This window comes from Parageobacillus sp. NEAU-HV-2 (assembly GCF_059115485.1).
This window is the reverse complement of sequence record NZ_JBXUJJ010000018.1, coordinates 20,941-33,869: the sequence shown is the minus strand read 5'-3', so window position 1 is coordinate 33,869 and position 12,929 is coordinate 20,941. Positions and strand designations below refer to the sequence as shown.

At 45.5% G+C, this 12,929-nt stretch carries 11 protein-coding genes and 1 pseudogene; 3 read left to right on the top strand and 9 right to left on the bottom strand.

Going from position 1 to position 12,929, the window contains the following annotated elements; translation table 11 throughout:
* From AC1WMD_RS17955 to gatC, 5 genes are all read right to left on the bottom strand, one after another.
* Positions 1 to 692, bottom strand: a 692-nt coding sequence (locus AC1WMD_RS17955; protein ID WP_494258136.1) for a pre-toxin TG domain-containing protein, incomplete at its 3' end; no start/stop codon positions are given.
* The gene (locus AC1WMD_RS17950; protein WP_043903444.1) at positions 692 to 985 is read right to left on the bottom strand and encodes a hypothetical protein; all 294 of its coding nucleotides are present in this window, start codon (positions 983 to 985) and stop codon (positions 692 to 694) included. The genes AC1WMD_RS17955 and AC1WMD_RS17950, both read right to left, overlap by 1 nt.
* 445 nt (positions 986 to 1,430) lie before the next feature.
* Positions 1,431 to 2,861, bottom strand: coding sequence for an Asp-tRNA(Asn)/Glu-tRNA(Gln) amidotransferase subunit GatB (gene gatB / locus AC1WMD_RS17945; protein WP_043903443.1), 1,431 nt, complete (start codon positions 2,859 to 2,861; stop codon positions 1,431 to 1,433).
* 12 nt (positions 2,862 to 2,873) lie between these two features.
* A complete protein-coding gene (gatA, locus tag AC1WMD_RS17940; protein WP_043903442.1) occupies positions 2,874 to 4,334 on the bottom strand; it encodes an Asp-tRNA(Asn)/Glu-tRNA(Gln) amidotransferase subunit GatA in 1,461 nt (486 codons plus the stop codon).
* A gap of 13 nt (positions 4,335 to 4,347) precedes the next feature.
* A complete protein-coding gene (gatC, locus tag AC1WMD_RS17935) occupies positions 4,348 to 4,638 on the bottom strand; it encodes an Asp-tRNA(Asn)/Glu-tRNA(Gln) amidotransferase subunit GatC (protein ID WP_043903441.1) in 291 nt (96 codons plus the stop codon).
* Positions 4,639 to 4,831: 193 nt separating this feature from the next.
* Here gatC and AC1WMD_RS17930 point away from each other — a divergent pair, with 193 nt between their 5' ends.
* From AC1WMD_RS17930 to AC1WMD_RS17920, 3 genes and pseudogenes are all read left to right on the top strand, one after another.
* Positions 4,832 to 5,350, top strand: coding sequence for a coiled-coil domain-containing protein (locus AC1WMD_RS17930; protein ID WP_043903440.1), 519 nt, complete (start codon positions 4,832 to 4,834; stop codon positions 5,348 to 5,350).
* 27 nt (positions 5,351 to 5,377) lie between these two features.
* Positions 5,378 to 6,175 carry a VOC family protein gene (locus AC1WMD_RS17925; protein WP_494258135.1) on the top strand — a complete coding sequence of 266 codons (798 nt, stop codon included), beginning with the start codon at positions 5,378 to 5,380 and terminating at the stop codon, positions 6,173 to 6,175.
* A gap of 275 nt (positions 6,176 to 6,450) precedes the next feature.
* Positions 6,451 to 7,075 (top strand): annotated as a pseudogene (locus AC1WMD_RS17920) (cupin domain-containing protein).
* A gap of 101 nt (positions 7,076 to 7,176) precedes the next feature.
* Here AC1WMD_RS17920 and AC1WMD_RS17915 read toward each other — a convergent pair.
* From AC1WMD_RS17915 to ligA, 4 genes are all read right to left on the bottom strand, one after another.
* Positions 7,177 to 7,980, bottom strand: a complete 804-nt coding sequence (locus AC1WMD_RS17915) for an erythromycin esterase family protein (RefSeq protein WP_494258138.1) — start codon at positions 7,978 to 7,980, stop codon at positions 7,177 to 7,179.
* 132 nt (positions 7,981 to 8,112) lie between these two features.
* Positions 8,113 to 9,660, bottom strand: coding sequence for an L-glutamate gamma-semialdehyde dehydrogenase (gene pruA / locus AC1WMD_RS17910; RefSeq protein ID WP_043903438.1), 1,548 nt, complete (start codon positions 9,658 to 9,660; stop codon positions 8,113 to 8,115).
* Positions 9,661 to 9,766: 106 nt separating this feature from the next.
* Positions 9,767 to 10,897: a CamS family sex pheromone protein gene (locus AC1WMD_RS17905; protein WP_043903437.1), complete on the bottom strand. Its 1,131-nt coding sequence runs from the start codon at positions 10,895 to 10,897 to the stop codon at positions 9,767 to 9,769.
* Between the two features lie 9 nt (positions 10,898 to 10,906).
* Complete coding sequence (ligA, locus tag AC1WMD_RS17900) at positions 10,907 to 12,919, bottom strand: NAD-dependent DNA ligase LigA (RefSeq protein ID WP_043903436.1); 2,013 nt, start codon at positions 12,917 to 12,919, stop codon at positions 10,907 to 10,909.
* Between the last annotated feature and the right edge of the window lie 10 nt (positions 12,920 to 12,929).

The window sequence follows — 12,929 nt, the reverse complement described above, 5'->3', positions numbered from 1 at the left end:
CCTGTCCTTGACACTGGCCCTATCCCGGCAAATGCCGGCTGCCATTGAACAGATGGAACGCTATCAAGAAGGTCGTCCCATTGCTTTTTGAACGAGCGGATCGTATTGCTAATCGGCGCTTTTACGGCTTGGCGGTACACCGCTTGAAGGGCAGGCATAATTTTATCATAGCGGAGAACATGTCTCGTTTGCGAGACTAATTTGGAAACATCCGCTGCTGCTTTCGCTCCTTTGATCCCCGCTTTGCCGGCGATGCCTGCTCCTTTGACCGGAGGAAGAAAAGAAGCCAATAACATTCCTCCCGCAAGCAGTCGGCCCCATCCTGAAATCCGTTCTCCAGTCACTGGATCGTATTCTCCAAACAATCGCTGCACATCATACCAGCCAAGAAGCTCCAGACCGAATTCTCTCATATTATCGGCAAGCGTTTGGTCCGCCTGGCGCATTGCCGCGGCTGTTCGATACAGCAGTTCCTCCGCTTCATTCAGCTTTTCCTCATAGCGGCGAAGCCAATGAAGCAGTTCGTCTGTAAGCTCCTGGATAGCGGCAGAGCCGATGCCGGGAATCTCCATCACTAAAGAAGGAAGTTCCCAGGAAAGCGAGGTCCGTGCGCGACAGCAGGCGTCTTCCGCATCGGGGACATGCTTCGCTACCGTTTCCAGCTCTTCCGGCTTGACTCGAATCGTAGTCATTATAGCTCCTCTATCTTTCGTCGAATTTCGGCGATTTCCCTGCTTATTTCATAAAGAAGATCGTATGTGGTCGCATCAATATGCGCTTCGATTTGCCGCAAGTCCCCGTATATCGATTCTCCCTGCCAATGTGGAACATACTCGGCATTTGCGCGATAAAATGCGCGAGTGCCATGATAAAATTCTCTAATCGCTTCTTCGACCTGTCTCTGATAAGAATGGAGACAATGGATGATCGTCCCGTAGGCCCTGCGTTTCACTTCTTTTTCGACCGATTCCAATAAAGACGACACCTTGATTTCCTCTCCCCCTATTACACACTTATTTAAATGGTAACACAAGGAAAATAAGTATAAATCATGATATATCCCTATTTTTCCAGATGATTATTAGGACTTTTTCCTCATCCATTATTCTCTCATGCTAAACAGGTCAAAGTTCCTTCGAAAACAACCCGTTTACGGAACAAACTTTTCCATACGTGGAGCGATCACGGTGAAGAGAACGATCAGAAAACCGAAAATGAAAAAGCCAAATAACCATGGTAGAAACGATAATATTAGTTCGACCTCATCCAATGGTTAACAAGACGAAACAGATTGTTCTTCGACGGAAGAAAACAATCCTATTTCCTCCGCTTTTGTGGTAATAATAGTTAGTTTCTTTCACGCATATAAATTATCAAAAACATCCATGAATAAAGTAAAAGCTGGCTTGATGCAGCCAGCTTTTGGTTATTTATCGTTTATTCATTTCTTCTATTAACAACTTATTGACAAGCGGCGGGTTGGCTTGTCCTTTTGTCGCTTTCATGACTTGTCCAACTAAGAAGCCAAGCGCGCGGTCTTTACCGTTTTTATAGTCTTCGATCGATTGCGGATTGGCGTCGAGCACTTCGATGACGATTTTGCGCAATGTCGCTTCGTCGGAAATTTGCACGAGTCCTTTTTCTTTGACGATTTGTTCTGGATCTCCGCCTTTTTCGACGAGCTCTTTGAACACTTTTTTCGCGATTTTCGATGAAATCGTGCCGTTTTGAATGAGCTTAATCATGCCGGCCAAGCTTTCCGGCGTCAGCGCGATCTCATGCAGTTCTTTTTGTTCGGCATTTAAATAGCCAGATACTTCGACCATGAGCCAGTTGGACGCCAGTTTCGGATCGGCTCCGTTTGCGACCGTCGCTTCGAAGAAATCGGCCATTTCTTTCGTTAGCGTCAGCACTTTCGCGTCGTATTCCGGCAGGCCAAGTTCTTCGATGTAGCGTTTTTTACGGGCATCCGGAAGCTCTGGAATTGACGCGCGAACTCGTTCTTTCCACTCGTCGTCGATATATAGCATAACAAGGTCTGGTTCTGGGAAGTAGCGGTAGTCTTCCGAACCTTCTTTCACACGCATGAGCACCGTTGTTTTTGTCGCTTCGTCAAAGCGCCGCGTTTCTTGCTGGATGACGCCGCCGGAAAGCAAAATTTTCTCCTGGCGTTTTGCTTCGTATTCAAGCCCCATGCGCACGAAGTTAAACGAGTTTAAGTTTTTCAACTCTGTTTTCGTACCGAACTTGTCCGAACCGATCGGACGCAATGAAATGTTGGCGTCGCAGCGAAGCGAACCTTCTTCCATTTTGCAATCGGATACGCCTGTATATTGGATGATCGACTTTAATTTTTCCAAGTAGGCGTACGCTTCTTCCGGAGAACGGATGTCTGGCTCTGACACGATTTCAATGAGCGGCGTGCCCTGGCGGTTAAAATCGACCAGTGAATAGCCGTCGCCGGTGTGCGTTAGTTTTCCAGCGTCTTCTTCCAAATGAATGCGCGTGATGCCGATTTTTTTCTTTTTGCCGTTCACTTCGATTTCAATCCAGCCGTTTTTGCCAATCGGCTGGTCATATTGCGAAATTTGGTATGCTTTCGGATTGTCCGGATAAAAGTAGTTTTTGCGGTCAAATTTCGTCTCCGTCGCGATTTCGCAGTTAAGCGCCATCGCCGCTTTCATCGCAAATTCTACTGCTTGTCTATTCAAGACCGGAAGAACCCCTGGATAGCCTAAATCAATGACGTTCGTTTGCGTGTTTGGGGGCGCTCCGAACGCGTTTGGGCTGCTCGAGAAAATTTTCGATTTTGTCTTCAGCTCGACGTGAACTTCAAGACCAATGACCGTTTCGAAATTCATCACGTTCCCCCCTTATAATGCTGGTTTTTGTTTATGGTAGTCGGTTGCTTGCTCGAACGCATGGGCAACGCGGTAAATCGTGCTTTCATCAAAATGTTTGCCGATGATTTGCAAACCGACCGGCAGACCGTTTACAAAGCCGCACGGTACAGAAATGCCAGGAACACCGGCAAGGTTTACTGGAATCGTTAAAATGTCGTTTGCGTACATCGTTAACGGGTCGCTTGTTTTTTCACCGATTTTGAATGCTGGTGTCGGCGTCGTTGGCCCGATAATGACATCGTATTTTTCAAATACCTTTTCGAAATCTTGTTTGATTAATGTACGCACTTTTTGCGCTTTTTTGTAATACGCGTCATAATAGCCGGAGCTTAACGCGAATGTGCCAAGCATAATGCGGCGTTTCACTTCATTGCCGAAGCCTTCGCTTCTTGTTTGTTTGTACATATCAATTAAGTTTTTCGCATTGTCCGTGCGGTAGCCGTAACGGACGCCGTCAAAACGGGCCAAGTTCGCCGATGCTTCCGAAGACGCAAGCAAATAGTACGTCGCTAGCGCGTATTTCGAGTGCGGCAGCGATACTTCTTCCCATGTCGCTCCCAATTTCTCGAGCACTTTCAGCGCATTAAGCACCGACTGGCGCACTTCTTCCGCGACGCCTTCGCCTAAATATTCTTTCGGCACGGCAATTTTCAAGCCTTGAATATCGCCAGTAAGCGCCGCTACATAATTTGGCACTTCCACGTTTGCCGAGGTCGAATCCATCGGATCTAAACCAGCGATGACTTGCAATAAGTAGGCGTTATCCTCGACCGTACGCGTAATCGGGCCGATTTGGTCAAGCGAAGAGGCAAACGCAACAAGACCAAAACGTGATACACGGCCGTATGTAGGTTTCAGCCCGACAACTCCGCAAAACGCTGCCGGCTGGCGAATCGAACCGCCCGTATCAGAGCCTAACGCAAACGGCACTTCTCCAGCTGCCACCGCCGCCGCCGAGCCGCCGCTTGAACCGCCTGGTACGCGCTCTAAATCCCACGGGTTGCGCGTCAGCTGAAAGCCGGAGTTTTCCGTGGAAGACCCCATCGCAAACTCGTCCATATTTAATTTTCCAATCGTAATCGCACCAGCTTCGTGCAAGCGCTCCATGACCGTTGCATCATAAATCGGGTCAAAGTTATATAAAATTTTGCTTGCGCATGTTGTGCGCAATCCTTTTGTCACAATATTATCTTTAATGCCAATCGGCATGCCAAAAAGCGTACCGAAATCGTTTTCTTCTTTCGCTAGTTTGTCATCTAACTCTTTCGCTTTCGCGCGCGCGTTTTCTTCATTTAGTGTTAAAAACGCTTGCACTTTTTCTTCCACTTCGCCAATGCGGCGAAACGATTCATCGACTAAATCGGAAACGGAAATTTCTTTTTTATGTAATAAACGATGTAATTCGGAAATTTTATGGTCAAATAATGACATTGCTTCCCCCTCCTTACTCTAAAATCGCCGGTACGCGGAACTGACCGTCTTGGTGGTCTGGCGCGTTTTTCAGCACTTCTTCGCGCGGAAGCCCCGGCGTTGGGACATCGTCGCGCATCACGTTTTTCATATCCAAGACGTGCGAGGTTGGCGGAACGTTTTCCGTATCGAGCTCGTTTAATTGCTCCGCGAATGTAATAATCGCGTCCAACTGCTTTGTAAACATTTCTGCTTCTTCGTCTGTAATCGCCAAACGCGCCAAATGCGCCACATGTTTTACTTGTTCGATAGAAATTCTTGACATCCTTTTCACCTCCAACGTGTTCGACCTACCACAATACTATGATGATACCAAACTTTCATCGAATGAAGCAACATTTGCCATGCGTTCTGTACAAGAATATAAAAATGACTTCCAGCTATATTCTTGATAAAAACGAACATATGTGCTATGATTGTTTCAAATAGCCAAAGCATGCGTGAAATGGGGACTTTTTATGAACGAGGCGGTTTTCCTGCAAGTGCTTGACAGGCTTGGCAATATCGAAGGCACACTGCACTATCTTGTCGAAGGTCAAAAACGATTAGAAGAAGAACAGCTGGCTATCCGAAAAGAGCAAGAGGCCATTCGAAAAGAACAAGGAGCTATCCGAAAAGAACAGCAAACGATCCGACAGGAACAGCAAATACTGCTTCAAGGACAAAAGCGATTAGAAGAAGAACAAACTTATTTGAAATCCGGACTAAAAGAACTGAACGAATTAATGACGGCACTTCTTTACCGGCAAGATGAAACAGATGCCAAACTCGAAACCCTCACAACAGACGTACACAACATCCACGGTGAAATCGCTTCTCTCAAACAAAGTCTTCACAAACTCAAGGAAAAAGGAGATTCCCACTACCAGCAGCTAAACGAACGGCTAGACAACATTCAGCTTGATGTCGATTTTGCCGTTCATAAAATGGCGGCGAACGAGCGAGAGCTATATAAAATAAAAAACAGGCTGCTTTAAAATTTTTGCTAAAAAGGAGAAGCAAACATGAATGTCACATTTGATCATATCGTTCACTATACGGAAAAACCAGAAGAAGCGAAAACCGCGTTTCAGCTCATCGGCTTTCATGCTATAAATGGAGGAAAGCATCCTTCTTGGGGAACGTATAACTGTCTGAACTACTTTACAGGGCTGCGGTACATTGAATGGATCGGCTTTACGGACTTTGATAAAGCGAAAAACTCTGATAACGTATTGATCCAGCAAATCGTCGCGGACTCCTCCAAAGGAGAAGGTTTTTCGCAATTGGCATTCCGCACGGATGATATCGATGCTGTCATCGCCCACATCCAGGCAAAAGGACTAAAGCCGATTGGTCCGTTTGCCGGAAGCCGAAAACGTGAGGATGGTAAAGTCTTAAGCTGGTCGATGCTGTTTATCGAGGACGAACAAGATCACACATGCCGCTATCCGTTTTTTATCCAATGGGGAGAGCCCGAAGAGGCCCGCGCTAACGAAATGGCCCCTCTCATGCAGCACAGCATCGGAACCCCATCCTTTTCATATATCGGGATGAATGTAAGCCATCTTGACAAGTCGTTGCAAAAATATTGCCACTTATTTGGTGTGCCTCGCCAATCTGTAACGGAAAGCAGCGATGAATTTGGCACCTATTCCGAACTTCCAATCGGAAACATAGCGATCCGCTTGTATGAGGCAAAAAGCCTCACTGCCGCCATCGACAGCGCTCTTATCAACCGTCCGTTTTTATGCGGAATCACCGGAATGCCGGAAAATAAAGTTATCCATATAAAAAATGGCATCTATCACTTTTCCGTGTAATGTTTCATCAAATAGAATAGCTTCTAAAATGAATATTGCAATCACATGAAGGGAAAATCATAATTTTTGGATACGATTAAGAAAATAAGGATATTCGGATTATATAGTGAGATATTCTTTAAGTTTGGTTATAATCCAAATCATGTTTTGTCACACTTTCTTCAAACTGCACACTAATTAATTCTTAATAACTACGCACACCAAACTAATTTTAAGCTCATAACATGCATATAAAGTTTGTTTTTATAGCTAATGTAAAGAGGTGAAGAGAATTTATGGTTTCATATATGGATTCTCAATACACTTTTGACGTAAATAAAAGTCCCTTGTTTAAAAAAGACAACAACAACTATATTAACGTATTAGGTGTGAAACAGTTGAATACATTGGAAAATGTGTCTCTGCTTGACATTTTCCTAAGTGCTAATAATGTCGTAGAACCGCACTATCACCCAAATGCAGCCGAGCTAGTTTATTGTATTTCTGGTGCTGCTACTGTATCGATGCTGAACCCATTTACAAAACAAATTCTCAGTTATTCTATCACACCCGGACAAGTAGCAAACGTTCCACGAGGTTGGTGGCATTACGAAGTAGCTGAAGTTGATAACACTCATCTTTTGGCAATTTTTGATGCACCAACTCCAGAAGTGATTTTAGGTTCTGACATCTTAAAATTTACTCCTGCAAATATCATGTCGCATACCTATTGTCTTGATGAAAATCAATGGAAATAAGCAATTGCACCAGTTAAACCCACAACATATATCGGTCCATACAAAAACTGCAACAAAGCAAAGAAAAATATACCTCATCAGTATTCAAATCAACACCTACAATATATTCCGGCAATACCCACAAACCCCTTACGTTCCTCAGTATCAGCAATATTGGGGCTAATAGATAAACAAATACAACTATCATCATGGAAAATAATTGATTTATTCCAAACTCACCTTTTAGCTGACTATTCCACAATGTCGTTGGTCCTTCGCTTTAAATTAGTTTTCTCTGTTCTTCTCAGAAACGTCAAAGTAAGCCGGGGAAACATATTTAAAAAATAAAATCCCATCATATTGTTGTGCAGGTACAAAGGAAGAAGGCATTCCCCCGCCTTCATAGGCCCGCCACTTTTTCTGTGCCCAGTTTCCATTGCATTGAATAAAACTATTTTGATAAGAAGAATGGTCAAGAAGGCTTTCCAAATGTTTTTTGTTCGGTTTTTTTATTGAATATTCCTTACCTGTATAATCCAACATTTTTCCTTCCTTTGCATACAACCCCAATATAAAACTTTTCTCCTTAATCGTTTGGGAGAGGTTTTCCACAAACGATTTATAGGCAGACAGGCACTTGGCGGAAGTGTTTTTGCTAATATGCATGTTATGTGCCCAAATGATAAATTTTTCATTTGGGTATATTTCCTGTGCTAAAAATTCTAGGTTTTTTGCCATTAATGCGTCCCGATACTCAAAAAGTTTCGAGAAGCTTTTTTCTAAAGTTGCTTTCAAGTAATCTACTCTATTTTCTATCGTCCGGAGGACAATTTTATAAATCTTGCTGTTCGGGAAACGCTGCTGTTTGAGTTCCTCAATCAATTCCATGCCCTTACTTTCCATCTCTTCCTTTATATTTTGGCGCATCGAACGCTTGATTTTCCGTTTATCGACTGCAATCAAAACCTCGATCGCCCGCTTTTCAAAATCGACAAACTTCTGTTTGGTCGGACCCGTTAAATAAGACTCGAGGAATTCCGAAAACAAATTCTCCTTTTTTTGCTGAACATCTACACCCGTAAAATACAGCGGCCGCTTCTGCTTCTAAGAGAAGTATTCAAAGAGAGCAGTAGTAGTTAGACATGCCTGATTTTCAAAATGAATTTATACCTGTTTCCATAAAGCTAAAACCCTCCCTGCCTACGCAGAGAGGGTTTTCCATTAAAACATTTCCGATACCGTTTTTGCTTGCATATGAAGAATTAAGTAGTCAGGACCGCCTGCTTTCGAGTCGGTGCCGGACATGTTGAAGCCGCCGAATGGCTGATAGCCGACGATCGCGCCGGTGCAGCCGCGGTTGAAGTAAAGGTTTCCGACATGGAACTCTTCGCGCGCTTTTTCGAGGTTGGCACGGTTGCGGGAAATCACGGCGCCTGTTAAGCCGTATTCCGTGTTGTTGGCAATTTCAAGCGCATGATCGAAATCTTTTGCTTTCGCAAACGCCACAACTGGACCAAAAATTTCTTCCTGCATGATGCGTGCGTTTGGATCCACATCGGCAATTACGGTTGGCTGAATGAAGAAGCCTTTGGAGTCGTCTCCTTCACCGCCGGTCATGAGACGGCCTTCTTGTTTGCCAATTTCGATATATTCCATGATTTTGTTATACGCCGATTGGTCGATGACCGGGCCCATAAACGTGCTTTGTTCTGCCGGATCGCCAACTTTTAATTGTTTTGTCAGCTCAACGACGCGGTTTAATACTTGATCATACACATCTTCTACCACAATCGCGCGCGAGCAAGCCGAGCATTTTTGACCGGAGAAGCCGAATGCCGATGCGACAATCGATTGTGCCGCTAATTCTAAATCGGCTTCTTTGTCGACGACAATCGCATCTTTTCCGCCCATTTCCGCGATGACGCGTTTGAGCCAAATTTGGCCTGGATGCACTTTCGCCGCACGTTCATAAATGCGGATGCCGACATCGCGGGAACCAGTGAAGCTGATAAAGCGAGTGCGTGGGTGATCAACGAGGTAGTCCCCTACTTCCGAGCCGCTTCCCGGAATGTAGTTTAATACTCCCGCCGGAAGGCCAGCTTCTTCCAACACTTCCGCGAATTTATATGCAACCACTGGCGTTGCGCTCGCAGGCTTTAACAGTACCGTATTGCCAGTAACAAGCGATGCGACGGTCGTACCGGCCATAATCGCAAACGGGAAGTTCCACGGCGAAATGACAACGCCGACGCCAAGCGGAATGTAGAAGAACCGGTTCGTTTCGCCCGGGCGGCTTTCAACTGGAATGCCGTCTTTTAATTTCAGCATTTGCCGCGCGTAATATTCCATAAAGTCAATCGCTTCTGCCGTATCGGCATCCGCCTCTTTCCACGGTTTTCCTGCCTCTTTTACCAGCAATGCCGAAAACTCATGTTTGCGGCGGCGCACAATCGCAGCGGCGCGGAACAGAATGTCAGCACGCGCTTCTGGTTTTGTTTTGCTCCACCATTTAAACGCTTCATCAGCAACTTTCATTGCTTTTTCGGCAAGTTCTTTATTCGCTTTCGACACACGGCCGATTACTTCTGTCTTATTCGCAGGGTTAATCGAAACGATTTTCTCGTCAGTTGTAACCCGTTCACCGCCAATAATTAAAGGATAGTCTTTGCCAAGCTCCGCTTCGACTTTTTTCAGCGCTTCTTCAAACGCTTTTTGATTCGCTTCAACCGTAAAATCTGTGAACGGTTCATGCTTATAAGGTTGTACCATCCGTGATTTCCTCCTTTACCGAATTTGCAAAAAAGCGTTTACAACCTCTATCTACCATTCTAACGAATAAATCGGTATGATTCAATTTTTTAGAAAAGCGAAAAAACTATTGATAAATATGGACAAACGGCTGATCTGCCTTCGCTTTCCGAACAATAACGCTTTCCGGACCAACGGTGGAAGTGATATAAATGCTCACATTAATATAATCTGGAAACTTTTCCATCACTAATCCGGTCACGTATTGCGTAAATCCGATTACTTCTGCTTTTCCATAAAATGGCATTGTAATATTAATTGTTAATTGCTGCAGCTGGTCATTTACATATAATCCCTTTCCAACAACCCCAGTATAATTCGGGAAAAATTCTTCAATATCGGATTTAAAGTTATTAAATTTTAACCAATCGTCGCGGTGATTTTCCTCCGCCTCATCTGACGGGAATAAATAATATTCCTCTTTAATCGCCTCCCAATCATCAATGGTACTGCTTCCTTCGTCGACATGGGTAACGGCAAAAAAGTGTCCCGGAATCACGGAAGATCTCGGTGCCTGTTTATATAAAGCAATCGTAATCGGAACTTCTTTCAAACCTTTCATGTTGCGGAGCCGGGAGAGCACTTCCGCGGCGATGCGTTTCCCTTCCCGTTCGATGTCCTCGTCTTTTATTTTTACTTCGCGCGGATAGCCTTCTTCCGTTTCATAGTAATGAACCGAGTTCAGCGCCAGCCCGATGACAACTCCCCCTAATTTCACTTTATCGTCGCTTATTTTCGTTAAATAATCATGTTCTAAAATGCCAGCCAAATAAATCGGACTTTTTTTGTTTTTCTCTTCATTCGTTCCTTTGCCGCTAATAGGCGGATTTAACCCAACGTTTTCCTTTTCCTTTTGTCGTTGCAGCCAGCTCTTCACCGTTTTTTTATCTAAATATTGGCCTTCCTGAAATAAATAATCTTCCGGAGAAAAACGTTCTTGCGCGACGCGCATCAGTCCGGTTTCAAATTCATCGACGTCTAGGCGCGTATTCAAATCTTCGACTACTTCGCCACGCGCTCCTGATGGTTTAAACGGTAGCACAACACGGTAATAGGAGTCGGAAATATTGTATTTTGGAATGACAGCCTTTTGCTCTTTATTATTTTTTTTCTGCACTACCTCTTCCTCGCCGAATTTTGGCGCACAAGCGGAAAGAAGCAGAAGCAGAGCCAACCAGATCATGAACTGTTTTTTCATGTTTCACACCTACTTATTTTGCTCAATTTCTTGCAGAAATCTCATTTCATCCCAGATTTCGATATTTAGCTGCTGGGCCTTTGTCAGTTTCGAACCAGCATCGGCGCCAGCGATGACTAAATCGGTATTTTTGCTGACGCTGCCGGTGACTTTGCCGCCGAGCTGCTCAATTTTTTCTTTTGCTTCGTTGCGCGACAGCGATTCCAGCTTCCCGGTCAGCACAACCGTTTTGCCGGCAAAGTAAGAATCGACATCGCCAGCTTTCGGCGTTTTTGGACCTTTGTATTCCATATTGACACCGTAAACGCGCAGTTCATTTAACAACTCTTTTACTTCCGGTTTCGCAAAATAGGTGACAATAGAGTCAGCCATTTTCTCGCCAACTTCGTGAATTGACATCAATTCTTCTTTTGTCGCATTTTGCAGACGGTCCATCGTTTCAAAATGTTCTGCCAGCACTTTTGCCGCTTTCGCGCCGACATGGCGGATGCCTAACCCAAATAGAAGGCGCTCTAACGAGTTTTGTTTCGATGCTTCAATGGCGCTGAGCAAATTAGTTGCCGACTTTTCCCCCATCCGTTCCAAGTTAATTAACTGTTCTTTTGTCAAACGATAAATATCGGCAACATCGTGGATGAGCCCTTCGCGGAACAGCTGGGAGATGACCTTTTCGCCAAGCCCTTCAATGTTCATCGCTTGGCGCGAAACAAAATGAATGAGTCCCTCGCGGATTTGCGCCAGACATTTCGGATTAATGCAGCGAAGCGCTACTTCGCCTTCGAGCCGGACTAATTCACTGCTGCACTCCGGACAATGCGTCGGCATGACAAACGGTACTTCTTCTCCTGTCCGCCGGTCAAACACGACATTGACTACTTCCGGAATAATATCGCCCGCCTTTTTAATCACGACGGAATCGCCGATGCGGATGTCTTTTTCGCGAATGAAATCTTCATTATGGAGAGTGGCGCGCTGCACCGTCGTGCCCGCAACACGGACCGGCTCAAGAATCGCAGTCGGCGTTACAACACCCGTGCGCCCGACATTTAATTCAATGCCAATCAGCTTCGTGACCACTTCCTCGGCCGGAAATTTATACGCGATCGCCCAGCGTGGGCTTTTTGCGGTTGCGCCTAGCTGTTCCTGCTGTTCAAATGAATCCACTTTGATGACGATGCCATCGATTTCGTATGGGAGTTGCGGGCGTTTTTCATGCCATTCGTTGACAAAGCGAATGACTTCATCGATATTGGCGCATCTCCGCCGTTCTGGATTGACTTTAAATCCGAGCGTTTGTAAATAATCAAGGGCGGCGCTGTGCGAATCGATCCCTAGTTCTTCGGCATTGGCAAGACCGTAGACGAATAAATCAAGATGGCGGGACGCCGCGATTTTTGGATCGAGCTGGCGCAGCGAACCGGCTGCGGCGTTGCGCGGATTGGCAAACAGCTCTTCGCCGCGCTGCTTTCGCTGTTCATTCAGCCGCTCAAACGACGCTTTCGGCATATACGCTTCGCCACGGGCTTCCAGTGTCACGGCTTCCTTCAGGCGAAGCGGCAAAGAGCGGATCGTTTTTAAGTTTTCCGTAATATCCTCGCCGGTCACTCCGTCGCCGCGCGTCGCCCCTTGGACAAAATAGCCGTCTTCGTAACGGACGGAAACGGCCAGCCCATCGATTTTCAGCTCGCACACATAGGCGACATCATCGCCGACTTCCTGGCGCACGCGGCGGTCGAAGTCGCGCAAATCGCCTTCATGAAACGCATTGGCGAGGCTTAACATCGGAGTGCGATGCTCCACTTTTTGAAACGCATCTAACGGTTGTCCGCCGACCCGCTGCGTAGGAGAATCTTTTGTTTTGAATTCCGGATATTGTTCTTCGAGCGCGATCAGCTCTTGCATGAGCCGATCGTATTCCGCATCAGGCACGGATGGGCGGTCGAGAACATGGTATTCATAATTGTATTTATTTAACAGTTCGCGCAGCTCTTCAATACGTGTTTGCGCAGCTTGTCGGTCCATATCCGTTCTC

Excerpts from the sequence above, each read along its gene's own strand:
- AC1WMD_RS17925 (WP_494258135.1), top strand. The coding sequence starts at position 5,378 with ATGAATGTCACATTTGATCATATCGTTCACTATACGGAAAAACCAGAA.
- gatA (WP_043903442.1), bottom strand. The coding sequence starts at position 4,334 with ATGTCATTATTTGACCATAAAATTTCCGAATTACATCGTTTATTACAT.
- ligA (WP_043903436.1), bottom strand. The coding sequence starts at position 12,919 with ATGGACCGACAAGCTGCGCAAACACGTATTGAAGAGCTGCGCGAACTG.
- gatC (WP_043903441.1), bottom strand. The coding sequence starts at position 4,638 with ATGTCAAGAATTTCTATCGAACAAGTAAAACATGTGGCGCATTTGGCG.
- AC1WMD_RS17905 (WP_043903437.1), bottom strand. The coding sequence starts at position 10,897 with ATGAAAAAACAGTTCATGATCTGGTTGGCTCTGCTTCTGCTTCTTTCC.
- gatB (WP_043903443.1), bottom strand. The coding sequence starts at position 2,861 with ATGAATTTCGAAACGGTCATTGGTCTTGAAGTTCACGTCGAGCTGAAG.
- AC1WMD_RS17930 (WP_043903440.1), top strand. The coding sequence starts at position 4,832 with ATGAACGAGGCGGTTTTCCTGCAAGTGCTTGACAGGCTTGGCAATATC.
- pruA (WP_043903438.1), bottom strand. The coding sequence starts at position 9,660 with ATGGTACAACCTTATAAGCATGAACCGTTCACAGATTTTACGGTTGAA.